This window comes from Aquimarina longa SW024 (genome assembly GCF_001401755.1).
Lineage (GTDB): Bacteria > Bacteroidota > Bacteroidia > Flavobacteriales > Flavobacteriaceae > Aquimarina > Aquimarina longa.
In genome coordinates this window covers 177895-200759 of the sequence record NZ_KQ474102.1, presented here as the reverse complement: position 1 = coordinate 200759, position 22865 = coordinate 177895, and the positions used below count along the sequence as shown (strand labels likewise).

The window sequence follows — 22865 nt, the reverse complement described above, 5'->3', positions numbered from 1 at the left end:
AACCTATCTGCCAACAGACAGGTGCTCATTAGAGTCTTCCATAACAGGTGTTCTATTATAAGACGTTTTTCAAGTAGTAGTACCCTATTTTACATTACAAATAGTCCTTCAATCTTTTTCTAAAAGTGTGTAATGCCTTTGAAATATGAGACTCAACCGTCTTGATAGATATATTTTTTAAAGAAGCAATCTCTGGATATGTAAGTCCTTTGTCTCGTGATAGTTTAAATATTTCTGAAGTTTTAGGCTGAAGTGAATTGTAAATGTTATCTATTTCTTTTTCTAGTTCCCACTGACCATCTATGCTTGTGGTAAACTCGGTATTTAATTTGTAAAGATTTAGGTGCTTTTCTTGCGTTTGTTTTTTTCGGTGGTTATCAATAATTTTATGCTTCAATACGGTAATAAGATACGATTCTATAGAACGTTCATCATCATTGATATTCCCGATATTTTCCCAAAGTTTAATAAATGTTTCCTGAACTAAGCCTTCAGCAATATCTCTATTACTAACTACTTTAAAAGCATAATTAAATAGTCTTTTATAGTGTATGTCAAATAATTTTGAGAATTTCTCTTTCTTGGCTCTTATAGATTTCATTTATTAACTTTCTACTTCTCTGTAGACAATTAATAAACCATACTAAGCATATATTAATTTCTTTTTTAGAGAATTTATTTGTTTGTTTTTTATGTTGGTAAATCTATTAAAATTTTTCGGTTGAAAAGTTAACCCAAGGCTAATAATTAAAATTACGATTTTATTAATATCAACTAAACCTCTTGTTTACAGAGGTTTTCAAGTCTTTAACTTATTATTTGTAATAGTTTATAGGGTACTACTACTTGAAAAACGTCCTATAATAAAATACCAAATGATATCTTTAATTGGCAATTCAATTAATAAAAATATCCAAGATTATGGAAAAAGTGTTTTTAATGTTAACAATTATCTTCACCTTAGTTTCTTGTACAAAAGAAGATAGCCTACCCAGCAACTCGGATATATTGGGAAAATGGAATTGGACATCTACCAAGGGTGGTGTCGGAAATAACATTGATAAAACTCCCACCTCTACAGAAAAAACGGTGGTATTGATACTGAACAAGAACAATACATATTCGATTCTAGAAAATAGTTCGGAGATTTCAAATGGAGCATACGAAGTTAAAACAAAAAAATCCATCCACAAAAAAGATATGGAACGTTTTATTTTGTATTCTAAAAATGTACAGGTGTCCAATGTTATTGTAAGTGGTGTGTTGAAGGTACAATCTTCAAATAGTTTAAAAATCTTGGATAACAATGCCGATGGCCTCCATAGTGATTTTAAAAAAGCAGAATAAAAACTGTTTGTAGTTAGATAGTTTACATTCGATTAGGTTATCTCTGAAGTCCGAAAATTGGTTTTCGGAGTCAATATTTAATTTTTAACCCAAGCCAATAGAAATCAAATAATAAAACTAGATACAATGAAAATCTTAAAGGTTAATTCCAGTGGAGCAAAAGAAAAGTCCATCAGTCGTAAAGAAGTAAATACCATTGTTTCCAGATTATTGATTAGATACCCAAATGCAGAGGTTATAAACAGAGATGTTGCTTACGATAATTTACCATTTCCTAATGACAAGTTCATAGAGGCAATTCTCCATAATGGGGAACTGACCGATAAACAAAAAAAGAGACACAACTATCAGATGAACTTGTGAATGAACTTATGGTCAGTGATATTTTGGTTATAGGGGCGCCAATGTACAATTTTTGTATTCCAGCCAGTTTAAAGGCCTATTTTGATTTAATCGCAAGAGCTGGAAAAACATTCAAATACAATGAACAAGGCTATCCTATGGGGTTAGTGATAAACAAAAGGGCAGTTGTTATAATCACCACTGGTGGTATCTAATGATATCAAATAAAGTGAAAAAAACACCTGTAAACGTTTGATTTACAGGTGTTTATTCGAATTTTGTTTAACTTCAGTGGAGTCGGAGGGATTCGAACCCTCGTCCAAACAAGTAATAGAATAGCTTTCTACACGCTTAGTTCTTGTTTAATTTTCGTCGATATGAAAGACCAAAAACTGCCAACTTATCGCTTATTCTCGATTAGATTTCGAAATTATATCAAGATCCTATAATTTCTAGGTTTATTTTTACGATACCTCATTATCAATCGCCATAAACCAAGGCTCTTGAGAGGTATCCTGCTTGTTCACCTTGTGAACCGAGGCACTATCTTACTAATATTCAGATTATGCAGCTAGGGCGTAGTTGTTCTCGCCGTTTAAAAAAGTTGAAATATGATATTTACGAGCTATATCCCAGCGCTCGACGTGCTTACCACTTTATTAATCTCGCTGTCAAAACCAGTCGACCCCGATAGTATTTTCCTAAATTTGACTAATATCTTCTTTTTGGAGATAAAATCTGTTTTCAATTTGATCAAAAACACTTTAGGGGTGCAAATATAATCATAATTATTATATCTTTATCCTCGTTTTTTTAACACAAAATTTATACCAATTCATATGATTAAATTCGGTGTCATTAAAGAGCGAAAAAACCCGCCAGATCGTCGTGTTGTTTTTTCGCCAAATGGGCTAAAATCAGTAAAAACTAAGTTTCCTAAAGCTTCTTTTGTTATAGAAAACTCTGATATTAGGGTTTTTAATGATTCTGAATATGAGAGAGAGGAATTTATAGTTTCTGATGATATATCAGCCTGTGATGTATTATTAGGAGTAAAAGAAGTTCCTATTTCGGCTTTAATTCCTAATAAAAAATATTTTTTCTTTTCTCATACGATCAAGAAACAACCTTATAATAGAGCATTGTTAAATGCAATTCTGGATAAAAATATAGAGTTTTATGATCACGAAGTGATTACAGGTAATAATGGATTTAGGTTAATTGGTTTTGGTAAATATGCTGGTATTGTTGGCGCATATAATGGCTTTAGAGCATGGGGACTTGCTTATGGTGGTTTTCAATTGCCCAAAGCAGAAACATTAAGAGATCAAAAGGAATTGGAATTAGAGCTATCTAAAATTTCGTTACCTAATATGAAGATAGTACTTACAGGAAAAGGAAAAGTGGGAGGAGGAGCAAAAGAGATTTTAGATGCAATGCATATTAAGGAGGTTTCTGTACCAGAATACTTAGAGCATACTTTTGATGAGCCTGTTTATGTACAGATTGATGTTTTGGAGTATAATAAGCGTAAAGATGGTTGTATACTAGATAAAACAGATTTTTTTAAAAAACCTAATGAGTATAACAGTGACTTTATGAGGTTTGCAAAAGTAAGTGATATGTATATTGCAGGTCACTTTTTTGGAGATGGGGCGCCTTTCATTTTTACAAAAGAAGATGCTAGATCTAAAGAATTTTCGATTAAACTAGTAGCTGATATTTCATGTGATATAGACGGACCTATTGCGAGTACAATTAGATCTTCCACGATAGCTGATCCAGTATATGGGTACGACCCAAATACAGAGAAAGAAATAGATTTTAAAAACCCTAATGCAATTGTGGTAATGGCAGTTGATAATTTACCGTGCGAATTACCAAAAGATGCAAGTGAAGGGTTTGGAGAAATGTTTTTAGACCATGTAATTCCTGCGTTTTTTAATGATGATAAAGATGGAATTTTAGAAAGAGCAAGAATGACTAAAGCAGGAAAATTGACAGAGCGATATAGTTATCTGCAGGGTTATGTAGACGGAAAAGAATAATCATTAATAAACTAGGTTAATATAGGATATGACAACTCAAGAACTTGTTAAACAAATACACAAGAAAAAATCATTTCTTTGTATTGGATTAGACGTAGATTTAAATAGAATCCCCAAACATTTACTAGATAAAGAAGACCCTATTTTTGAGTTTAATAAAGCAATCATTGATGCCACACATCGTTTAGCAGTGGCATATAAGCCTAATACAGCTTTTTATGAAGCTTATGGGATCAAAGGATGGAAATCTTTAGAAAAAACTATTCGGTATTTAAATACCAATTATCCAGATGTTTTTACAATCGCCGATGCTAAGCGAGGGGATATAGGAAATACGAGTAGAATGTATGCTAAAGCCTTTTTAGAAGATCTAGAGTTTGATTCGGTTACTGTAGCTCCTTACATGGGTAAAGATTCTGTAGAACCATTTTTAGAGTTTACTGATAAGCATACAATATTACTTGCATTAACTTCTAATCAAGGTGCATTTGATTTCCAGACAAAAAACTTAGAAGAAAAAGAATTATATAAAAAAGTATTAGAAGTATCTAAATCTTATAAGAATTCAGAAAACTTGATGTATGTAGTTGGAGCTACTAAAGCAGAATACTTATCAGATATAAGAAAAATTATACCAGATAGTTTTCTATTAGTTCCTGGCGTTGGAGCACAGGGAGGTAATTTACAGGATGTATGTACATATGGGATGAATGATCAGGTCGGATTATTAATAAATTCCTCTAGAGGAATTATATATGCTTCTAGTGATGTAGATTATGCTAGTGCAGCACTCGATAAAGCATTAGAGTTACAAACACAGATGGAAGAAATTTTAAAAAATAATAATTAATCTCTTATTCAAGAATTATGAATTTTATACATATGCTTAGAAACCAAGATATTTCTTTTTGGGAGTATATTTTTAGAATTTATTATGATATAGATTAAAGACTTTTTTAAGTACTATTATTTAATATTAAAAAAGGAACAAATGTAATAGTACCTTTGTTCCTTCTTTAATACAATAGAAATATTAATGTCTATTGGCGTTAAACACTTGTCTTGCATATCCATAAAGTCCGTATGCAATAAAAATAATAAAAAATGCCATTATACCATAAATGACAACGTTAAGTAACACTGAATCCATAGCCCCAAGATTTTAATTCATAATGTACAATTTAGGGAAATTATATCAGAATTCCTAATTAAATAGCTATTAATTAAGTGTTTATGAGTATTTTGAAGGCGGGGTTACAGTAATTTAATTAGATATATGAAGTGTTTTGATCAACTAGGAAGGGAGATTGTAATATTAGATTCTCCAAAACGTATTGTATCTTTAGTTCCCTCTCAAACAGAATTATTAGTATCATTAGGGTTAGAAGATCATATTGTTGGAGTAACCAAGTTTTGTGTGCACCCCAAGACTATAAAAAGTCAAAAAATAAACGTAGGTGGAACTAAGAGCATCAAGTATGACAAAATCAAAGAAATAAATCCAGATATCATTCTTTGTAATAAAGAAGAAAATACTAAAGAGATCGTAGAACAGTTGGAAAAAGAATATCCTGTTCATGTATCAGATATTTTTTCTATATCAGATGTTATAGAAATGATTGAGCAATACGGAGATATCTTTGATAAAAAGACAGAAGCAAGCATACTGATATCTGAAATACTAATACAACGAAAATCTTTTGAAAATTATATTTGTAAGAGACCTCAAAAGCGTGTGGCATATTTTATATGGAAAGACCCTTATATGGCCGTAGGTAGAAATACTTTTGTAGACTATATGTTAAAAATAAATGGTTTTCTCAATGTTTTTGATGATAGAGAGCGATATCCTGTAATTTCAGAAAAAGAATTAAGGGCAATTAAAGATTTAGATATGATATTACTATCTTCAGAACCATATCCATTTTCTGAAAAGCATATTCGTCTAATAAATAATGATAATCCTACTACAAAAGTTATTCTTGTTGATGGAGAATATTTTTCATGGTACGGATCCCGGTTAGTAGAAGCATTTTCATATTTTAAAAAACTTCAAGAAACATTGTAAAGCAATTTACATATTGTAATACTCTTTATACTCTTTGATAAATAAGATCTAAATTTATAGTATACTTATCAAAGAGTATATATTGTAAAATAAAGTATTAACTAGCACTCTGACCTTGACCTTCAATTTCTTTTATTTGAAGCATGATTTGATTAGCTCTTTCATGAAGCTGATCGCTTTTTTGCTTATTAGTAAGTGCTAATTTATAAGAACTTTTCATAAGTTTACAGTAATTATACTGTAATCTCTGTAATTCAGTTTTGTTTTTTAACCACGTAAACATTTTCTTCTAATTTCAATAGCAGTACAAAGATACTTGATAAAGAAAAAGAGATTTCTTAATAGTCAGTTAAGATAACCTAAAGTTGTGATAAAAATAACATAATAAACTATTATTGGATTGGTAATCAATCTTGTAAAGCAAATACTCTTCTTAATAGATCAGTGGTTCTAGAGCTTAATTTAGTTCTAATGGCTTCTTCTTCTACAGCAATCATAGTGTAAACTCCTTTAAGAGCTTCGTTAGTTACATAGTCTGTTAAATCAGGATTAACATTTTTAGTAAGTGGGATAGCATTATATTTAGAGATAATATTAGACCAGATTTTATCAGCTCCTACTTTAGCAAATGATTTGCTAATTACCGGAGAAAATTTTTGATATAATTGACTACGAGTTTTGTTTTTTAAGAATTGAGTAGCAGCGTTATTATTACCTAGAAGAATTTGCTTAGCATCAGTAAATGTGATTTGTCTTACAGTATTTACAAATATTGGAGTTGCTTCTTTTACAGCATCTTCTGCGGCACGATTAATTACTTTTAGACCTTCATCAGCAAGCTTGCTCAATCCAATGTCTCTTAGAGTTTTGTCAACTTTTTGCAATTCTTGAGGCAATAAAATTTTAACAAGTTGATTTCTATAAAAACCATCTCTTTGAGTAAGTTTGGTCACTTGTTTATCAATTCCATTATCTAGTGCTTCTCGCAATCCATTGGCGATATCAATATTACTTATACCAAAACCTCCTCCTGTTGTTTGTGGAAGACTATTTACTACTTGTTGAAGTTCTGCACAACTAGATACTAAAAATAGCGCAAGTACTATAAAAAAATGTTTCATTAATTTCATGTTAGATATGAGGTTAAAATATTATGATTTGTGGTTATCAAACTTAATGCCAACTAGAATATATAGTAAATCATTATTTAATTTTATAAACTATTAATTAGAGCATATAATAGCAAAATTAGATCTTTAATAGGATCTATTTTAATTTTTTGATATAAAAATGATTCATCAAAAGGATTTTTTATAAATCATTGCAGAAAACTAACTTATGATGTTTACATATACTACATAGAATATATTCATTTTTTACGAAAAAATTACAGTCTTATTGTTATATACCAATACTTTTCTTTCGATATGATGTTTAATAGCCCGAGATAATACAATTTTTTCAAGGTCACGACCTTTAAGGATAAAATCCCGTACATTATGAATATGTGATACACGAACGATTTCTTGCTCAATAATAGGACCTTCATCCAGATCCGAAGTTACATAGTGGCTTGTTGCACCTATAATTTTTACTCCTCTTTTATAGGCAGAATGATAAGGTTTTGCTCCAGGGAATGCTGGTAAAAAAGAATGATGAATATTAATAATCTTATGAGGGAATTGATCAACAAAATTAGGAGATAAAATTTGCATATATCTTGCCAAAACGATAAAATCAATTTTATGTTCCTTTAGAAGCTCTAGTTGTTGTGTCTCAGCTTCTTTTTTTGTAGTTTTTGTTACCGGAATATGCTTAAACGGAATATTAAAAGCATCCGCAATAGATTTAAGATCCTTATGATTACTTATAATAATAGGAATCTTTACCTTTAATTCACCAGAAGCATGTCTTCCTAAAATATCATACAAACAATGATCATATTTAGAAACAAAAAGAGCCATCTTTGGTTTTTTTTCGGTATTATACATCTTCCAATGCATATTATAATCTTTTGCAACATTTGTATTAAATGATTCTTTGAATAAAGTTAGTTTTTCTTCATCCTGATCGAATTCACATTCTAATCTCATAAAGAATTCTTTCAATTCGCGATCTACATGCTGTTCTATATAAACAGTATTTCCTTTTTTGGATAAAATGAAGTTAGTAACAGTTGCAATAATTCCTTTTTTATCAGGACAATTGATTAATAAAGTTGTTTTTTTCATTTGTAAAAGTATCTTTAAGATATAAACTTAGTATAATTGAAATAATTTTTCGGATTATTTACAGTTAAGATGTATCTGATACCCTTGCTTTTATGGATTTAAAAAATAGTAAGCAGAGGTATTGCAGAATGTTTAAAAAATAAGGAGATATGCTTATTAAATTTAAACGATAAATAATGAATACATCAAAAGGATTAAATAAATTAGATAATTCTAAAAAAATAATCCTTTTTGATGCATATTTCGTAAATTAGCAACATTAAAACTACTTTTTATTATCAATGGAACAAACAGCACCGTATACACCCAAGAATAAAGTAAGAATCGTCACAGCAGCTTCATTGTTTGACGGTCATGATGCAGCAATCAATATTATGCGTCGTATTATACAATCTACCGGAGTCGAAGTTATTCATTTAGGGCATGATCGTAGTGTAGAAGAGGTTGTAAACTGTGCTATACAAGAAGATGCTAATGCTATTGCGATGACTTCTTACCAAGGAGGTCACACTGAATATTTTAAATATATGTATGATTTGCTTAAAGAAAAAAAAGCAACCCATATAAAAATATTTGGAGGAGGAGGAGGAGTAATCCTTCCAGAAGAGATTAAAGAGTTGATGGATTATGGAGTTACTCGTATTTATTCCCCTGATGATGGTAGAGCGTTAGGGTTACAAGGGATGATTAATGACTTAGTAAAAAGAGCAGATTTTCCTATTGGAGATAGCCTTAATGGAGAGGTAAATCATTTAGAAGAAAAACAAATAGGAGCTATTGCCCGTATCATCTCTGCAGCAGAAAATTTTCCAGAAGTTGCTAAAGATGCTTTAGATCAGATACATACAAAAAACAAAACGTCCAAAACTCCAGTATTAGGAATCACAGGTACAGGAGGAGCGGGTAAATCTTCATTAGTAGATGAATTAGTACGGCGATTTCTGATTGATTTTCCTAAAAAGACTATTGGATTAATTTCTGTAGATCCTTCTAAACGTAAGACAGGAGGAGCTTTACTAGGAGATCGAATACGAATGAATGCAATAAATTCTCCAAGAGTATACATGCGTTCTCTAGCCACACGTCAATCTAATTTAGCACTTTCTAAGTATGTATCAGAAGCAATAGAAGTGCTCAAAGCAGCAGAGTTTGATCTGATTATTCTTGAAACCTCAGGAATAGGACAATCTGATACCGAAATTTTGGAGCATAGTGATACTTCTCTATATGTAATGACACCAGAATTTGGTGCGGCAACGCAATTAGAAAAAATTGATATGCTCGATTTTGCAGATTTGGTAGCAATCAATAAATTTGATAAAAGAGGCTCTCTGGATGCATTACGTGATGTAAAAAAACAATACATGCGTAATCATAACTTATGGGATATTCCACAAGATGAGTTACCAGTGTATGGCACCATTGCATCACAATTTAATGATCCAGGTATGAATACCTTGTATAAGGCAATCATGGATAAAATTGTAGAAAAAACCGAAGCATCATTAGAATCAGGCTTTCATATTTCTAAAGAAATGTCTGAAAAGATATTTGTTATTCCACCAAATAGAACTCGATATTTATCAGAAATCTCTGAGAATAACAGGGCATATGATAAAACCACAAGTATACAAGTTGAAGTAGCTCAAAAACTATATGGGATTTACAAAACAATCTGTAGCGTAGCAGAAACTACGGTAGCTTTATCAAAAAGTGGTATTGAAGAAGAAAGTTTTAAAAATGCTCAATCAGAAGAGAATACAGCATTTTTAAAACTACTTTTGGCAGAATTTGATAGAGTAAAACTTAATCTCGATCCTTATAATTGGGAAATTATTACAAGTTGGGATGCTAAAGTTAAAAAGTATAAAGATCCTATTTATTCATTTAAAGTAAGAGATAAAGAAATTAAAATAGAAACTCATACAGAATCTCTATCACATACTCAAATCCCTAAAGTAGCACTACCAAAATATAAAGCTTGGGGTGATATCTTACAATGGTCATTACAAGAAAATGTACCAGGAGAGTTTCCTTATGCATCAGGATTATACCCTTTTAAACGTACAGGAGAAGACCCAACGCGTATGTTTGCAGGAGAAGGAGGACCAGAACGAACCAATCGCCGTTTTCATTACGTAAGTTTAGGAATGCCAGCTAAGCGACTTTCTACAGCTTTTGATTCTGTGACACTCTATGGTAGTGATCCAGATCCAAGACCAGATATCTATGGTAAAATAGGTAATGCGGGAGTATCTATTTGTTGCTTAGATGATGCAAAGAAATTATACTCAGGATTTGATTTAACCCATGCGATGACTTCAGTAAGTATGACTATTAATGGTCCTGCGCCAATGTTACTAGCATTTTTTATGAATGCCGCAATCGATCAAAATTGTGAAAAATATATTAAAGAAAATAACTTAGAGTCTGAGGTAGAGACTAAGATTAAAGCGATATATGAGGCAAAAGGAGTAAAACGCCCAGAATATCAAGGAGAACTTCCTGAAGGTAATGATGGATTAGGATTATTACTTCTAGGGGTAACAGGAGATCAAGTACTACCAGCAGCTGTTTATGAAGATATAAAAGTAAAAACGTTAACTACAGTAAGAGGAACAATACAAGCAGATATTCTTAAAGAAGATCAAGCCCAGAATACCTGTATATTCTCTACAGAGTTTGCACTGAGATTGATGGGAGATGTACAAGAATATTTTATTGATACACAAGTGCGGAACTTCTATTCAGTATCGATTTCAGGATACCATATCGCAGAAGCAGGAGCAAATCCTATTACTCAATTAGCATTAACATTATCTAATGGATTTACCTACGTAGAGTATTATTTAAGTCGTGGAATGGATATCAATAAATTTGGTCCAAACTTATCGTTCTTTTTCTCCAATGGAATTGATCCCGAATATGCTGTTATTGGACGTGTAGCCCGTAAGATATGGGCAAAAGCTTTAAAAGGAAAATATGGTGCTAACCCAAGAGCTCAGATGTTAAAATATCATATTCAGACCTCTGGGCGTTCACTACATGCCCAAGAGATAGATTTTAATGATATCCGTACAACATTACAGGCATTATATGCAATCTATGATAACTGTAACTCATTGCATACCAATGCGTATGATGAGGCAATAACTACTCCCACAGAGGAGTCTGTACGTAGGGCAATGGCAATACAACTAATTATTAATAAAGAATTAGGGTTGGCTAAAAATGAAAACCCAATTCAGGGATCATTTATTATAGAAGAACTTACAGATCTAGTAGAAGAGGCAGTATTACTAGAATTTGATAGGATCACCGAAAGAGGAGGAGTGTTAGGTGCTATGGAAACAATGTATCAACGTAGTAAAATACAAGAAGAAAGCTTGTATTATGAAACATTAAAACATAATGGAGAGTTTCCAATTATAGGAGTAAATACATTTTTAAGCTCTAAAGGATCTCCAACAGTTACACCAGGAGAAGTTATACGTGCTACTGAAGAAGAAAAAGAGTATCAAATTACCATGCTTAATGAATTTCATAAAGGCAATGCAGACGATACAACAACTTTGTTAAAAGATCTACAACAAAAAGCAATCAATAATCATAATATTTTTGAAGCCTTGATGGATGTCTGTAAGAAATGTTCTTTAGGACAAATTACAGCTTCATTGTTTGAAGTAGGAGGACAGTATCGTAGAAATATGTAGTACTTTTTTTAATTTCTGTTGTATTTTTAAAAATCATAAAAAAGAATATAAATAAAAGAATAATAAGGGTGTTTTGATTATTCAAACACCCTTATTTATATTAAGAACTTTTTGTGAAAATATCTTAATTCAAATCTTTTCATAATAAAAATGAAAGAGAATTACTGTTTTTAAAAAATAATTAAGCTCAAAATTGTGAATACCCAAAAGAAGAATATCATAACGAAATGAAAGAGTATTTAAAAGAGTTTAATATTCTCACGGATGAAGAGATTGAAGAGGTTCTTAAGCTAGGTAGACATAAGATATTAAATAAAGGAGATTTTTTTATAAAAGAAGGAGATGTCAGTAATAAATTAGCATTTGTATCTACTGGTATTTTTCGTTCATTCTACTATTTAGATTCTGGAGAAGAAGTAACCTATTGTTTTACATTTCCTAGTAATCTAATTACTGCATATTCATCATACATATCCAAAGAACCGACAGAAGAAAATATTCAGGCTTTGACTGCTATAGAACTGTTTGTAATATCTAAATCAGAAATGGATCGATTAGTACGTACAAGTACGAATTGGTTGTTACTATTTAAAATATTGGCTGAGCAACAATATATCTTGTTGGAGAAACGGATTTTTCTTTTGCAAAAAGAAAAAGCTGAAAAAAAATATGAAGAACTTATAAATAATACTCCAGAGTATGTTCAACAAATTCCATTACATTATTTAGCATCTTATTTAGGGATTACACAGCGACATTTAAGCCGAATAAGAAAGACATTTTCGAATTAGACAAATGTCCTATAAGATTGTATTAATAGTTTCTTTTTTTGTACTCAATAAACAATAAAAAAGAATGAAACAATTATTAATAATAAATGGAAATCCTAATAAGAATAGTTTTAATTATGCGCTATCAGAAGCTTATAAAGCAGGAGCATATGCTACAGAATGCGCTATTTCTCAAATAAACATAGCAGATTTACAATTTAATCCAAATTTGCAATATGGGTATACTCAGAGAATGGAGTTAGAGCCTGATTTAGTAGATACAATAGAAAAAATTAAAAAAGCAGATCATATTGTATGGGTATTTCCGGTATGGTGGTTTGGGCTTCCTGCACTTATGAAGGGTTTTATAGATCGCACTTTTTTACCAGGTATAACATATCAACCAATCGAAGGAAAAGCGTTGCCAGAAAAATTGTTAAAAGGAAAAACAGCTAGAGTGATTATAACATCAGATACGCCAAAGTGGTATAACTATTTATTTATGAAAAGCCCTGTAATACATCAATTTAAAAAAGGAACACTGGAGTATTGTGGAATAAGTCCTGTAAAAATAACTTATATCAGTCCAATAAATGGATCTGATCTAAAGTTCAGAGAAGATTGGTTGAAAAAAATAACACAATTAGGATTAAAACTAAACTAAAAATTGATTAATATTATTTATCGAACTATAAAAGAATCGTTGATTATGATTAGAGGTTATTTTTGTTCGAGATGTTTTTTAGTAAAGAAAATAGTTGGTTTTTTATAAACTCATCATCCATGAGCGTTGTAAGCGTTTAAATTTTCTAAGTTCTTTGCGTAATAAAATTATAAATTCTTTTCCATTACTTTCAGATTGCTCTAAGCGCTCACAGTTTTTATAAAGGAGATTAGTGATATGTATAAGAGAGGTTGCTTGTTTAATACGATCATCCTGAAAAATTTGATTTTCAGCTTTTATTATTTTGGGAGCTAGCGCATCTGATTGTCTTATAATATCTCCTGTAAAGTAAATATGAGGATTTTCATTACCACTATTTTGTAATGTAGCTAAGTCATGGATCATATAATTAGAAATATGACGAGAAAGCGTAAAAATTTCTAACGCTTTTTTATATAATCTTTTATTTCGTGGCTGTGATCTCATGATACTATACTATATCAAAAATAATGTTATTTGTAATAATATTTCTTTGATTTTTAAAGCCAAAATCATTTTTTACTTTAATTTTTGGTTAATATTGCTATTTTTGCTTAAGAATATAAGGAAGCTAATTTGTAGATTATGTATGCATTAAATATACAACTGTAACTTTCTTTTATTAATTAAAAAATAAATGGAACGATTTTTTAATCTTATGTAGATAAATGAAAATAGATGTTACAAATTGGGCAATTTTGGATGCATTACAACACAATGCTAGATTATCTAATGCAGAAATAGGTCGTAAGGTAGGATTAAGTTCGCCTGCTGTTGCAGAGAGAATAAAAAAAATGGAAGATTATGGTGTTTTAGAAGGATATACGGCTAATGTTTCTTATACTAAAATAGGGTATCAGCTAAAAGCAATGATTACTTTAAGGGCATTTATGGGACGATTAAAACCATTTTTGATAAAAGTTTCCGAATTTAAGGAGGTTGTGAACTGCTATCGTATAACAGGTAATGAAAATATAATTATGGAAGTTGTTCTAAAAGATCAAATACACTTACAAGAGTTTATAGATAGGCTTATTACATATGGAGAAGTAAAAACACATATTATATTATCGAACCTAATAGAGAATAGCCCTATTATTGATCATAAAAAAATTGATAAGACTAAAATCTAGTTTTGGCATAAGAATTGATAATATTTAGGTGTGGGTATTATTTTACCTTGTGTGAGGACATTAGTTGGGGAAACTAAAGAGAGTGCAAGGAAGAACTAAAAACGTCTGAACTTGTTCAGACGTTTTTTTTTGTCATATGTAGGATACACTTTATAGTCGAAATTATTTAATAGTAATACAACCGTCTTTAATCTCGATTTTTGAATTATTAGTAATAGTTATCCAACCACAATCTGTTTTGATCTCTGCTTTTTCACTGCCTCCTTGGATCGTTACAGAAGAAGTTCTGCTACTATCAAAATCAACAGTCTTGGATGAGCCTGCGATTTTTACTTCAAAAGTGTGATTCTTTGAGTCTTTATTATAATATCTGATATACACATTAGCTTGTGCAATAAAACCAGATAGTATAAATAGGATAACAAATAAGTTTTTAGTTTTTCTCATAATTTTAGTAATAAATAGTTTGTATAAAAATACTTTATTTAAACTATTTTTGATTTATTCTCTGAAGCTTTTTTCTATAAAATATAAGTATTTTGTGTATTTTGTCGATATTTAGTGTTTTTTATCGTTAAAAATTTTGTTAGTATAATTTTTTTATAGTACATTTACCATAAGTTATAATACTTTGATGTATGCCCCAGAATTAACATTTTAACTTGTATGACGATATGGATTAAAATATTAGTTTGGAATACGTAGGGGAATAAATTAGGTGTGAGGACATTAGTCTAAAGACCCCAGATCTTGAAACTAAAGAGAGTACGTAATTTTTCCTAAAAACAGAGAGTGTTCATGATCATGAACACTCTTGCCTTATTCTTATTTTTACTCACTAAGTGAGACTTTAATGCGTCTATGGTCTGCCTCGAGATAGTTTACAACAATTCTTTTTTTATCATTTTTACAGAAATAGTTTCAAAAAAGATGATCTATTATTATAGATTAGGATCTTGACCATTAAGCATCATTGCATCTTCTTGTTCAAATTCTAACATTTCATCTAGAGTAAAGTGACGTATTGGTACATCAGTAAACATAGCAATATCTTCTATTTGCTCTCCTTGATATATTTTTTTAATCAATATTAAACATTCTTCTTTACTAGCATAACATTGCTTATGGATTTTATAAAGTTCTATAGGATAATCGACTTTCCATTTAGTAAGACTTTTCTTTTTAATAGAAAAAATATAATTTTCATAATCATCCATAAATAATCTTATTTCAGAATCACGATGATTAGATAATAATTCAATTTGTTGATTAACCTCATTATTATTTAGTTGATCATCAAAAATATTAACACTGTTTAAAGGATCTACTATTGATACTTTCATAGTTATATAATACTAAATTTAGATGTTGCATTTTTTTTGTGAAACTTTAAATCTAATTTTATTGTTCCTCCATTTTTTGGATCATTAAATATTATTAATGGAAGTCCATTCTTTCTTCTAAGTTTGGCTACATTACCTTTTCCCATGATTACACTTTCAATATTTGAAATATCAAAGGGGATCAATTCTAATTCATCATTTTGAATAACGTTTTTTATTTTATTTCTATGATGCTTAATTTCATCACTTTTTAAATAATAGGTTACGGCCATTAAATTATCTTTCTCAGCATTCATATTTAAAAATGCTTCGGCATTTTTATTGACAAGCATTGTATATACTGTATTGTAGGATTCAAAAAGCTCCATTAGCAAGAGTTTTGAATCATATTCATTTAGATCAACAGAATTTATCCATCCTATTTCATTAAAAGGTAATATTTTATCTTTAAAAATTCCTGAAATCTCATAATAAGGTAATCCTTCGATACCTTTAGTAACAGAAGGTAATTCTATAGTATTTTTTTCAGGGATATCTGAGGATTCGGGAGTTTTTAAATCAAATAATTTTGTTTTTGTTTTTTTAGGATTTAAATAATCAAGAACGAATAGTTGCAGTCTAACAAAAGAATCTTTTTCAAAACTTTCTTGTCTAAACCTTGGTGTTATAGTTGCTCGTATATTAAACTCACAAGGCTTTAAGATAACATGATTTAATGGTACTGATATTGATATATTTTTTTTTTGAGTTGATACACTTTTATATTCAAAAATGATAACATCATTACACCATATTTCAGCATGACAATTATTGATGTTTATGCTTAATGTGTAGGCAGCTTGTGATAAATTCATATTTTTTAAAGATTATTTTCTTAATTTACTTTTAGGCATTAGTACTACCAGTAAAATACATTTTATCCATAGGGTATTGAAAACTTCCAATCTTAGGAGATTTGTATCCTTTTTCAAAACGATCTATTTCAAATATAAATCCGCTTATTTCGCCATATATCAGAACATCAACCTTTGCACCAGAAAATTGTAACATGCTTTCGCAATATACATTACCGTCAAAACCTACTGTAGTATCAGCTTCAAGGGTTCCACTACCTTTACCTTCTACTCCTGCAACAAAAGAAACTCCAAACATCTTTAACTTTAAATCTATTCCTGCATTAATTTTTAGCGAAGCCATCCCTCCAGCGGTTATTTTTTTATCTCTACTAGTCCCAAAATCAATAGATCCACCTATTCGAAAACCAAAATTAAGCTCAATTTCAAATGTGAGAAAATCTAATATTCCGGGTAATTGTAAATTATAACCACCTTTAAAAGGAACTTTTCTAACTATTTTTTCAACTTTAGTTTCAATCCAATGTATAGTTGCATCCAACAATAGTATAAAAGGGTGTTTATTAGCAGCAACAACAAGGTCGATAAAAATTTCTGCAGAAATTAAAGGTTCTAGATCTATAGTAAGATTCCCATAGATACTTGGTTCAGTATTAATTGATTTTCCTTGATCTTCTAGACCTCCAGATAGTTTTAATGATAATGAAGGTGGGTATACTGCAACTTTAACTCCCAATTTGGATTTACTCTTTCGTTGATCTCCAGTAACTTTTTTGGTATATTTATCTATAAGACCTAATATTGAAAATAATTTATGAGAAGAGTCTTCGATTTTTTTGAGTGGAAATTTGCCTAATAAGTTATGAGATTGACTTTTATCGTTATAAATTACCCCACATCCGATGCTTAATTGAGCTCCTTTTTCTGAATAAGGTAAATTAAGGTTTCTTCTTCCTATATGGACAGCGATACTTTGATGGTTTCTGAATGCATCTTTTCCTCTTGGTTTAAATCCTGTATGGCTATATGTTAAAGGATCATTAGGTTTTAATGTTAATAATAAATGCCATTCGGCATCGAGATATGTTTCTGCGATAATTTCTTTAGAATACTTACATGTATCTACAGGTATTCGATAAATAACAGGCATTATTGATTTAATACCAATAATAAAGATATCCATAAAATCTTTAAAAATAGAAATATGATCTGTTGCATGGATTTTTATGTCAAAAGAGTTTGTTTTTAAGTCTTTTAATGGAAGGGAGTGCTCTTCTGTAAGGCTTCCAAAAATATTATCTGATTTTGTATATATTAAATCTTGATTACTATGGTTCTGAGCACAGGTTTCTCGTTCTAAACCTTCAATAATTAGGGTTAGTTTATTTTGATTTTTAGTAGTACCAGATACAAATTTAATAACGTCAATATTTTTGAAGATTGATTTTTTTTCATCAATTACGGTATATTCAATGGTATCATTTTTAATTACTTTTAACTTTGTATAGCAGCATTTTGCTTCATTCTTTCCAATTCCACCTCCAGAAGACGTAGTTGCAGGTTCTAAAACTATAGTTGGTGGTGGTGTTTCTTCTTCTTTCTCTTTCTCTGGTTTTCTATCAGGAGCCATAGTAACTACATCCCCAGCTACAAAACCAGATGCTGCATAACTTAATCCTCCTAAAGAAGCATTAACCAGTTCCATATTATTAGTAAATTGAGAAAGCGATTTTTTATATTTGGCACCTACTTTTCCTATGGCTTTATCTTTAAGCCCATCAATAAATCCATTAAAATCACCTAATGCGCCCATTACAGAAGAGGCTTTATCTAAATCTTCTTGTAAATCTTCAGACTTATTTTTGTATTCATTAATTTTTTCGGTGTATCCAGTCTCTTTTAGTAATTCATCGATTTCTGCTTGTACCTTAGTATCTAATTCTTCGCGTTTATCAGCAATTTTTGTTGTAATCTTTTTCTTGATTTTATCTTTAGCAACATTTTTTAGACCTTTAATATCAGCAGGCGAAACTGCTACAATAGTGTTGGGTGAAGAGTGTGAATTAATGAGAGGTGCAACATTATTCAGTAAGATTAATGCATTGAGGCTATCTTTTTTGTCACCTAAGTTGATAGTACTGTCTAATGAATGAACTTGTGATTCATATTTATCATATTGACGACTAGCGGTATTTTTATCTCTTTCTCTTTTGGCTTTATTTCTTTCTAAGACCTTTTCTAGAAAGGATTTTTTTTTAGGAGGAAATATAACAGGGGGAGGTGCAGGAGTAGGGTATGGGTTTAATGTATTAAGAATTGATTTTTCTGAAGTAAGATTATTTTGTTCATTTGTATCACTGAGTAGCGTTAATGATGTATTTGGTGCTATGAGAGAAGTATCAAAATGCGTTACTAAAACATTTATAGACTCTTGATTAGCATTATCGAATAATGCGTTATTGTCTGCCAGTTCTTTCTTTTCTTCTATAGTCATTTCAGAAGTTTGCAGACTTTTTTGCTGAGCTGCTACTTCAGTAGCATTTACTTCTTTTAGTTTCTGTAATTCTTGTTCTACACCAGTTATTTTTTCTTTTAGCTTTAATCTTAAGTTAGATATACGGGTGTCAGTATTTTCTACCTTAGTATCTACTACTTCCTTTTTTTGATTAGTATACTCTATTGCTTTACTGGCATTAGAGGCCATGCTTTGTAATTTTTTGTTTTTAAATACTTTAGCAATTCTACCCTCTTTAGATGTATTAGCAATTTGTTCTATCGTTTTTCCAGTTGCTTGTGTTAGTTTGTCAGCTTTTTGTTTAGCATAGTTGGCAGCAGTATTAATTTTTTCTTGTGTCTTATCAATTATATTAGGAGGAGGAGGAGGAGTAGATGAAAGTTTTGGTATAGAAATTATTCCTCCACTACTACATTGTAAGGTACTTTGCTCTATTAGTGCTTCATTTTTTACGGTAGTTACTGTTTTTCTAGGATTTTTCCATTTTCCAGAAGGGATAGGGGTACATACTTTATTAGTAAAACTACACATTCCACTAAAAGGAGTAATGCTAGAGGGTAATGCATCTAAGGCTGTAGCCATAGGTTGTTTTTTTACAAAAACATTTGGTGTTTTTGATAATAAATTAGATTGTACTCCTTTGCAACCAGTACATTCTATAAAAGTATTGCTAGGAATAAATTTTTCTTCAGCCATAGTGTACATCTTTTTTTTTGAGCATGCTCATTTGTCTAAAACTATATAGATCTTCTACTGTTACTCCTAGCATTCCATTTCCTTTGGTTATGATATTAAATTCATCTAGATCTAGAGTTTCTAAATACGAGACCTTAAAATCTGTATTAGATTGGTGGGTACCATAAGATTCTGTAAATAGTTTAGTAGCATTTTCTTTATCAAAACGAGAGTGATCTAATTTTCCTGATCGTAGTACTTGTTTTTCTTTAGTATTACTATTGATCCCAGTTAATGTGGTTTGAATAGCTAATGGGAGTGTTGTGGTATCAAAAAAATTATCAAAATCTTTTTCTTGATGTATCTGAGCTGTATTTAATAATTGGTTGTTATAGATAGGTGGAAATAATAAAGTGAAGAGTTCTGATTTTTTTATTAGACTGACAAAAGAATCATTAGTATCTATTACTTTATCTATTCCTTTTAAGAAAGTGTCCATTTTTGGTATTATATGGGCAAACTCTTTTTTTATTTTTTTAGATAGGTCGTACCAGTTTTCTTTAATTTCACCTCTATTTATGATAGAAATAATTTTGCCATGAGGATCTGTATATAGCGCTATTTTTTTTTGTAATAAAGCTAGTGAATTCTCTAATTTTAAGATGCCTTCTAGATTCGTTTGTGATCGATCTATAGTTTCTACAAAATATAAATATCCTAGACTATCTTTTTGGATTAGTGTTTTTTTAATTACTGCTTTGATCTGATTTTTGATGATTTTTTCTTTAGAGATATTATGCTGTGATACTCCAAAATCATAAATGATGGGTGTTGTATTTGTAGAAAGTAAAATATCTTCTTGTATTGGAGTTGTTATCATAAGATTAATTTATTTCTACTTTACCACCTAATATCTTTACTTTAGCTCCGTTTAGAAAACTACCTACCGCTCCTGTTACATTAAGAACACCTGCGGTTATAATAGTTAGTATAGCTCCACTTTGTATATTAGCCATTACGGAAGCAGTTATTGATACTCTTTTGCCAAATACAGATGCACTTTTTGTTCCATTGAGAGATGCTTTAACTCCTGCTTTAGCGCTAAGATTATTTCCTCCATCCAAGTTCATATTATTACTAGCATTAGCAGTAATATCATTTCCACCATTTAGAGTTATATTATTACTAGCTTCAATAGCTATGTCTGTGGAAGAGAATGTGATTTTATTAGGAGCATTAATTGTAATTTCTCCATTACCTCCCATAGAGATTGTATTGCCACTAGGATCAGCAATAGTAATACTACCATCAGCATCATTAAGAGTGATTTGGTTACCACTTCTTGATTTTATAGCTTTTAGATGATTGTTTCCACTCTTAAAACTATCTGGCACAGAGGAAGAGTTATACATGCTTCCTTGTACATACGGACTTTCTGCATTACCACCCTCATAATCCACAATTACTTCATCTCCAACTTCTGGTACAAAAAAGAAGCCTTGTCCAGCTCCTCCAGCAGTATTACTTAATCGTACCCAAGGAGTGGTTTCTCCTATTGATTTTTGCCAAGCATGTTGTACTTGTACTCTTCCTAGCCCTTCTGGATCATTATTGTTAATTACGACGCCTGTTTGTGATTTACTTTTAGGAAATGACTGTATAGATGTTTTTGGGTATACGGTCATTTCCTCAGGAATAGCCTCAAATGTATTTTCATAACTCCCATTTTGATCGCAAGTATGTGATATTTTAATGATTCTATAGTTTCCGTAAAAAGAGTCTTCTCCTTTAATCTTTACAATCCCACCTATTTGTATGGAAGGGTTGCTACTAATTCCGGTTACTTTTACTTGGTTTGCTTCTTTAGCGCGCTTTTGTCTTGTAATTTGATCATCCATTCTGGATTTCATCATGGGATCATCATACGCATTCATAAAAACTTGCGTTTCTTTAGGGTATAATAAATTCCTTTTTTCATTTACAAAGCCAGTTTCATTAGTTGTGGGAGCGTGTATTTCTTTAGTTTTAGTCTCATGATATGAATCTGTATAGTAGTCATTAGTGATATACTTAAAACTATTAGGTATGGGGTGTAAACTCATTGATAATTCTAATAAGTCAACTCCATATACTAGTGAGGTTGCTTCTTTATTTTGGGGTTTTCCAAAAACAAGTTGCATGCCATCATAATAAAACCACTCTCCATATTGTGATGCTAACCTACTGGCATATTGAAATGAGCTTTCATTATGTTGTACACTATAATGTATTGCATTACGGTTTTCTGGAGAAATTTTTAATTCTAATAATGAAGAATTATACTCTCTAAATGTTTTTTCTATGATATCAGCAATATTAATATCCATATGTGATGTATAATGAGGACCATCATCAGAAATAATACTAGAACTTTTACCTATGATTTTAATTAAATCTCCTGCCCCATGGTAGAAGCCCTTTATTGCACTAATAGAAGTTACGACTCCTTTAAAATGAAGTTCTTTGTTGCCAGAAAAAACTTCGTTGGGTTGTATCATTAATACAAATTTTTCTCCTAAGAAGTTTTTACTATCCCCAAAAAACTCAGAAGAGAAATTTTCTAAAACATCTGTTCTGCATACCAATTCAAAACTATGATGTGCATCTATTTCCTGTTCTAATGCTATACTAATAAACCCTGGTATCTGTTTACCATCGATATAAATCTGAATTTGAGCTTCTATTGCCATATATTATGAGGTTTCTACTATGAAAAGAGAATGGGGGGTATATAATGAAAGACATTAAAACTAAGTTGTCTTTTAATTTTGAAATAAAGATTTTTTATTTCAAAAAAAATGAGAATCAGTTAGTGCTAGTGATGAAACTATATTTATAAATACATTCACTGATCCATATTAGTTTTGTAATCTTCATTATTTTTTGTTTACCCCTTACTTCTATATATTGTAGTAAATATATATTGTATAGATGTGAAGATGATAGTTTGGTGGATTTTGGTAGTAAATATGTGGATGAATGTAGTTGTTGTAAGGACTAATGCTTGTGGTTATATTTAATATAAAACAAATAAATTCTACAGATATGTTTCGAATTAGATTTAGTCTGATTGATGTAATATAC

The 22865-nt window shown here is 30.5% G+C and carries 21 protein-coding genes and 1 other RNA gene; 10 read left to right on the top strand and 12 right to left on the bottom strand.

Annotation, left to right across the window (positions count from 1 at the left end; translation table 11 throughout):
* Positions 1-94 precede the first annotated feature (94 nt).
* A complete protein-coding gene (locus N456_RS16980; protein WP_062059816.1) occupies positions 95-601 on the bottom strand; it encodes an RNA polymerase sigma factor in 507 nt (168 codons plus the stop codon).
* Positions 602-939: 338 nt separating this feature from the next.
* Between N456_RS16980 and N456_RS16975 the strand changes: the two genes are divergently transcribed.
* The 3 genes from N456_RS16975 (at position 940) to N456_RS25430 (ending at position 1904) form a co-directional block, all read left to right on the top strand.
* The gene (locus tag N456_RS16975) at positions 940-1347 is read left to right on the top strand and encodes a hypothetical protein (protein ID WP_205410281.1); all 408 of its coding nucleotides are present in this window, start codon (positions 940-942) and stop codon (positions 1345-1347) included.
* Between the two features lie 126 nt (positions 1348-1473).
* On the top strand, positions 1474-1710 hold the full coding sequence (locus tag N456_RS24745) for a hypothetical protein (RefSeq protein WP_162491425.1): 237 nt from the start codon (positions 1474-1476) through the stop codon (positions 1708-1710).
* 8 nt (positions 1711-1718) lie between these two features.
* The gene (locus N456_RS25430; RefSeq protein ID WP_062059814.1) at positions 1719-1904 is read left to right on the top strand and encodes an NAD(P)H-dependent oxidoreductase; all 186 of its coding nucleotides are present in this window, start codon (positions 1719-1721) and stop codon (positions 1902-1904) included.
* Between the two features lie 74 nt (positions 1905-1978).
* On the opposite strand, the gene ssrA is transcribed toward N456_RS25430, so the two are convergent.
* Positions 1979-2378: a transfer-messenger RNA gene (ssrA, locus tag N456_RS16965) on the bottom strand.
* 153 nt (positions 2379-2531) lie between these two features.
* Between ssrA and N456_RS16960 the strand changes: the two genes are divergently transcribed.
* The 3 genes from N456_RS16960 to N456_RS16950 all read left to right on the top strand — a co-directional run bounded on the left by N456_RS16960 (position 2532) and on the right by N456_RS16950 (position 5805).
* Positions 2532-3737 carry an NAD(P)-dependent oxidoreductase gene (locus N456_RS16960; protein WP_062060089.1) on the top strand — a complete coding sequence of 402 codons (1206 nt, stop codon included), beginning with the start codon at positions 2532-2534 and terminating at the stop codon, positions 3735-3737.
* A gap of 28 nt (positions 3738-3765) precedes the next feature.
* Complete coding sequence (gene pyrF / locus N456_RS16955; protein ID WP_062059812.1) at positions 3766-4587, top strand: orotidine-5'-phosphate decarboxylase; 822 nt, start codon at positions 3766-3768, stop codon at positions 4585-4587.
* Positions 4588-5013: 426 nt separating this feature from the next.
* Positions 5014-5805: an ABC transporter substrate-binding protein gene (locus N456_RS16950; protein ID WP_062059810.1), complete on the top strand. Its 792-nt coding sequence runs from the start codon at positions 5014-5016 to the stop codon at positions 5803-5805.
* A gap of 97 nt (positions 5806-5902) precedes the next feature.
* Here N456_RS16950 and N456_RS16945 read toward each other — a convergent pair whose 3' ends face one another.
* The 3 genes from N456_RS16945 to purU all read right to left on the bottom strand — a co-directional run bounded on the left by N456_RS16945 (position 5903) and on the right by purU (position 8036).
* Positions 5903-6088: a Lacal_2735 family protein gene (locus tag N456_RS16945; protein WP_062059808.1), complete on the bottom strand. Its 186-nt coding sequence runs from the start codon at positions 6086-6088 to the stop codon at positions 5903-5905.
* A 124-nt stretch (positions 6089-6212) separates the two neighbouring features.
* Positions 6213-6926, bottom strand: coding sequence for a DUF4197 domain-containing protein (locus tag N456_RS16940; protein ID WP_062059806.1), 714 nt, complete (start codon positions 6924-6926; stop codon positions 6213-6215).
* 255 nt (positions 6927-7181) lie between these two features.
* On the bottom strand, positions 7182-8036 hold the full coding sequence (purU, locus tag N456_RS16935) for a formyltetrahydrofolate deformylase (protein WP_062059804.1): 855 nt from the start codon (positions 8034-8036) through the stop codon (positions 7182-7184).
* Positions 8037-8317: 281 nt separating this feature from the next.
* Between purU and N456_RS16930 the strand changes: the two genes are divergently transcribed.
* From N456_RS16930 to N456_RS16920, 3 genes are all read left to right on the top strand, one after another.
* Positions 8318-11749 (top strand): methylmalonyl-CoA mutase family protein, encoded by a 3432-nt coding sequence (locus N456_RS16930; protein ID WP_062059802.1) that lies wholly within the window; start codon positions 8318-8320, stop codon positions 11747-11749.
* A 227-nt stretch (positions 11750-11976) separates the two neighbouring features.
* Positions 11977-12540 carry a Crp/Fnr family transcriptional regulator gene (locus tag N456_RS16925; protein ID WP_062059800.1) on the top strand — a complete coding sequence of 188 codons (564 nt, stop codon included), beginning with the start codon at positions 11977-11979 and terminating at the stop codon, positions 12538-12540.
* A gap of 64 nt (positions 12541-12604) precedes the next feature.
* Positions 12605-13183, top strand: coding sequence for an NAD(P)H-dependent oxidoreductase (locus N456_RS16920; protein ID WP_062059798.1), 579 nt, complete (start codon positions 12605-12607; stop codon positions 13181-13183).
* A 102-nt stretch (positions 13184-13285) separates the two neighbouring features.
* On the opposite strand, the gene N456_RS16915 is transcribed toward N456_RS16920, so the two are convergent.
* Positions 13286-13669 (bottom strand): hypothetical protein, encoded by a 384-nt coding sequence (locus N456_RS16915; protein WP_062059796.1) that lies wholly within the window; start codon positions 13667-13669, stop codon positions 13286-13288.
* Between the two features lie 221 nt (positions 13670-13890).
* Here N456_RS16915 and N456_RS16910 point away from each other — a divergent pair, with 221 nt between their 5' ends.
* Positions 13891-14355 (top strand): Lrp/AsnC family transcriptional regulator, encoded by a 465-nt coding sequence (locus N456_RS16910; RefSeq protein WP_062059794.1) that lies wholly within the window; start codon positions 13891-13893, stop codon positions 14353-14355.
* Positions 14356-14517: 162 nt separating this feature from the next.
* On the opposite strand, the gene N456_RS16905 is transcribed toward N456_RS16910, so the two are convergent.
* From N456_RS16905 to N456_RS16880, 6 genes are all read right to left on the bottom strand, one after another.
* Positions 14518-14802, bottom strand: coding sequence for a hypothetical protein (locus N456_RS16905; RefSeq protein ID WP_062059792.1), 285 nt, complete (start codon positions 14800-14802; stop codon positions 14518-14520).
* A gap of 494 nt (positions 14803-15296) precedes the next feature.
* Positions 15297-15698, bottom strand: a complete 402-nt coding sequence (locus N456_RS16900) for a hypothetical protein (protein ID WP_062059790.1) — start codon at positions 15696-15698, stop codon at positions 15297-15299.
* A 2-nt stretch (positions 15699-15700) separates the two neighbouring features.
* A complete protein-coding gene (locus N456_RS16895; protein WP_062059788.1) occupies positions 15701-16552 on the bottom strand; it encodes a hypothetical protein in 852 nt (283 codons plus the stop codon).
* Positions 16553-16583: 31 nt separating this feature from the next.
* Positions 16584-19763 carry a DUF4280 domain-containing protein gene (locus tag N456_RS16890; RefSeq protein ID WP_158447918.1) on the bottom strand — a complete coding sequence of 1060 codons (3180 nt, stop codon included), beginning with the start codon at positions 19761-19763 and terminating at the stop codon, positions 16584-16586.
* Complete coding sequence (locus N456_RS16885; protein ID WP_062059784.1) at positions 19756-20622, bottom strand: hypothetical protein; 867 nt, start codon at positions 20620-20622, stop codon at positions 19756-19758. The genes N456_RS16890 and N456_RS16885 overlap by 8 nt, the downstream gene beginning before the upstream one ends.
* A 4-nt stretch (positions 20623-20626) precedes the next feature.
* A complete protein-coding gene (locus N456_RS16880; protein WP_062059782.1) occupies positions 20627-22471 on the bottom strand; it encodes a type VI secretion system Vgr family protein in 1845 nt (614 codons plus the stop codon).
* Positions 22472-22865: the final 394 nt, after the last annotated feature.

What these genes read in the sequence shown, in the direction of transcription:
- N456_RS16980 (WP_062059816.1), bottom strand. Translation starts at nt 601, where the DNA reads ATGAAATCTATAAGAGCCAAGAAAGAGAAATTCTCAAAATTATTTGAC.
- N456_RS16975 (WP_205410281.1), top strand. Translation starts at nt 940, where the DNA reads ATGTTAACAATTATCTTCACCTTAGTTTCTTGTACAAAAGAAGATAGC.
- N456_RS24745 (WP_162491425.1), top strand. Translation starts at nt 1,474, where the DNA reads ATGAAAATCTTAAAGGTTAATTCCAGTGGAGCAAAAGAAAAGTCCATC.
- N456_RS25430 (WP_062059814.1), top strand. Translation starts at nt 1,719, where the DNA reads ATGGTCAGTGATATTTTGGTTATAGGGGCGCCAATGTACAATTTTTGT.
- pyrF (WP_062059812.1), top strand. Translation starts at nt 3,766, where the DNA reads ATGACAACTCAAGAACTTGTTAAACAAATACACAAGAAAAAATCATTT.
- N456_RS16950 (WP_062059810.1), top strand. Translation starts at nt 5,014, where the DNA reads ATGAAGTGTTTTGATCAACTAGGAAGGGAGATTGTAATATTAGATTCT.
- N456_RS16945 (WP_062059808.1), bottom strand. Translation starts at nt 6,088, where the DNA reads ATGTTTACGTGGTTAAAAAACAAAACTGAATTACAGAGATTACAGTAT.
- N456_RS16940 (WP_062059806.1), bottom strand. Translation starts at nt 6,926, where the DNA reads ATGAAACATTTTTTTATAGTACTTGCGCTATTTTTAGTATCTAGTTGT.
- purU (WP_062059804.1), bottom strand. Translation starts at nt 8,036, where the DNA reads ATGAAAAAAACAACTTTATTAATCAATTGTCCTGATAAAAAAGGAATT.
- N456_RS16930 (WP_062059802.1), top strand. Translation starts at nt 8,318, where the DNA reads ATGGAACAAACAGCACCGTATACACCCAAGAATAAAGTAAGAATCGTC.
- N456_RS16925 (WP_062059800.1), top strand. Translation starts at nt 11,977, where the DNA reads ATGAAAGAGTATTTAAAAGAGTTTAATATTCTCACGGATGAAGAGATT.
- N456_RS16920 (WP_062059798.1), top strand. Translation starts at nt 12,605, where the DNA reads ATGAAACAATTATTAATAATAAATGGAAATCCTAATAAGAATAGTTTT.
- N456_RS16915 (WP_062059796.1), bottom strand. Translation starts at nt 13,669, where the DNA reads ATGAGATCACAGCCACGAAATAAAAGATTATATAAAAAAGCGTTAGAA.
- N456_RS16910 (WP_062059794.1), top strand. Translation starts at nt 13,891, where the DNA reads ATGAAAATAGATGTTACAAATTGGGCAATTTTGGATGCATTACAACAC.
- N456_RS16905 (WP_062059792.1), bottom strand. Translation starts at nt 14,802, where the DNA reads ATGAGAAAAACTAAAAACTTATTTGTTATCCTATTTATACTATCTGGT.
- N456_RS16900 (WP_062059790.1), bottom strand. Translation starts at nt 15,698, where the DNA reads ATGAAAGTATCAATAGTAGATCCTTTAAACAGTGTTAATATTTTTGAT.
- N456_RS16895 (WP_062059788.1), bottom strand. Translation starts at nt 16,552, where the DNA reads ATGAATTTATCACAAGCTGCCTACACATTAAGCATAAACATCAATAAT.
- N456_RS16890 (WP_158447918.1), bottom strand. Translation starts at nt 19,763, where the DNA reads ATGGCTGAAGAAAAATTTATTCCTAGCAATACTTTTATAGAATGTACT.
- N456_RS16885 (WP_062059784.1), bottom strand. Translation starts at nt 20,622, where the DNA reads ATGATAACAACTCCAATACAAGAAGATATTTTACTTTCTACAAATACA.
- N456_RS16880 (WP_062059782.1), bottom strand. Translation starts at nt 22,471, where the DNA reads ATGGCAATAGAAGCTCAAATTCAGATTTATATCGATGGTAAACAGATA.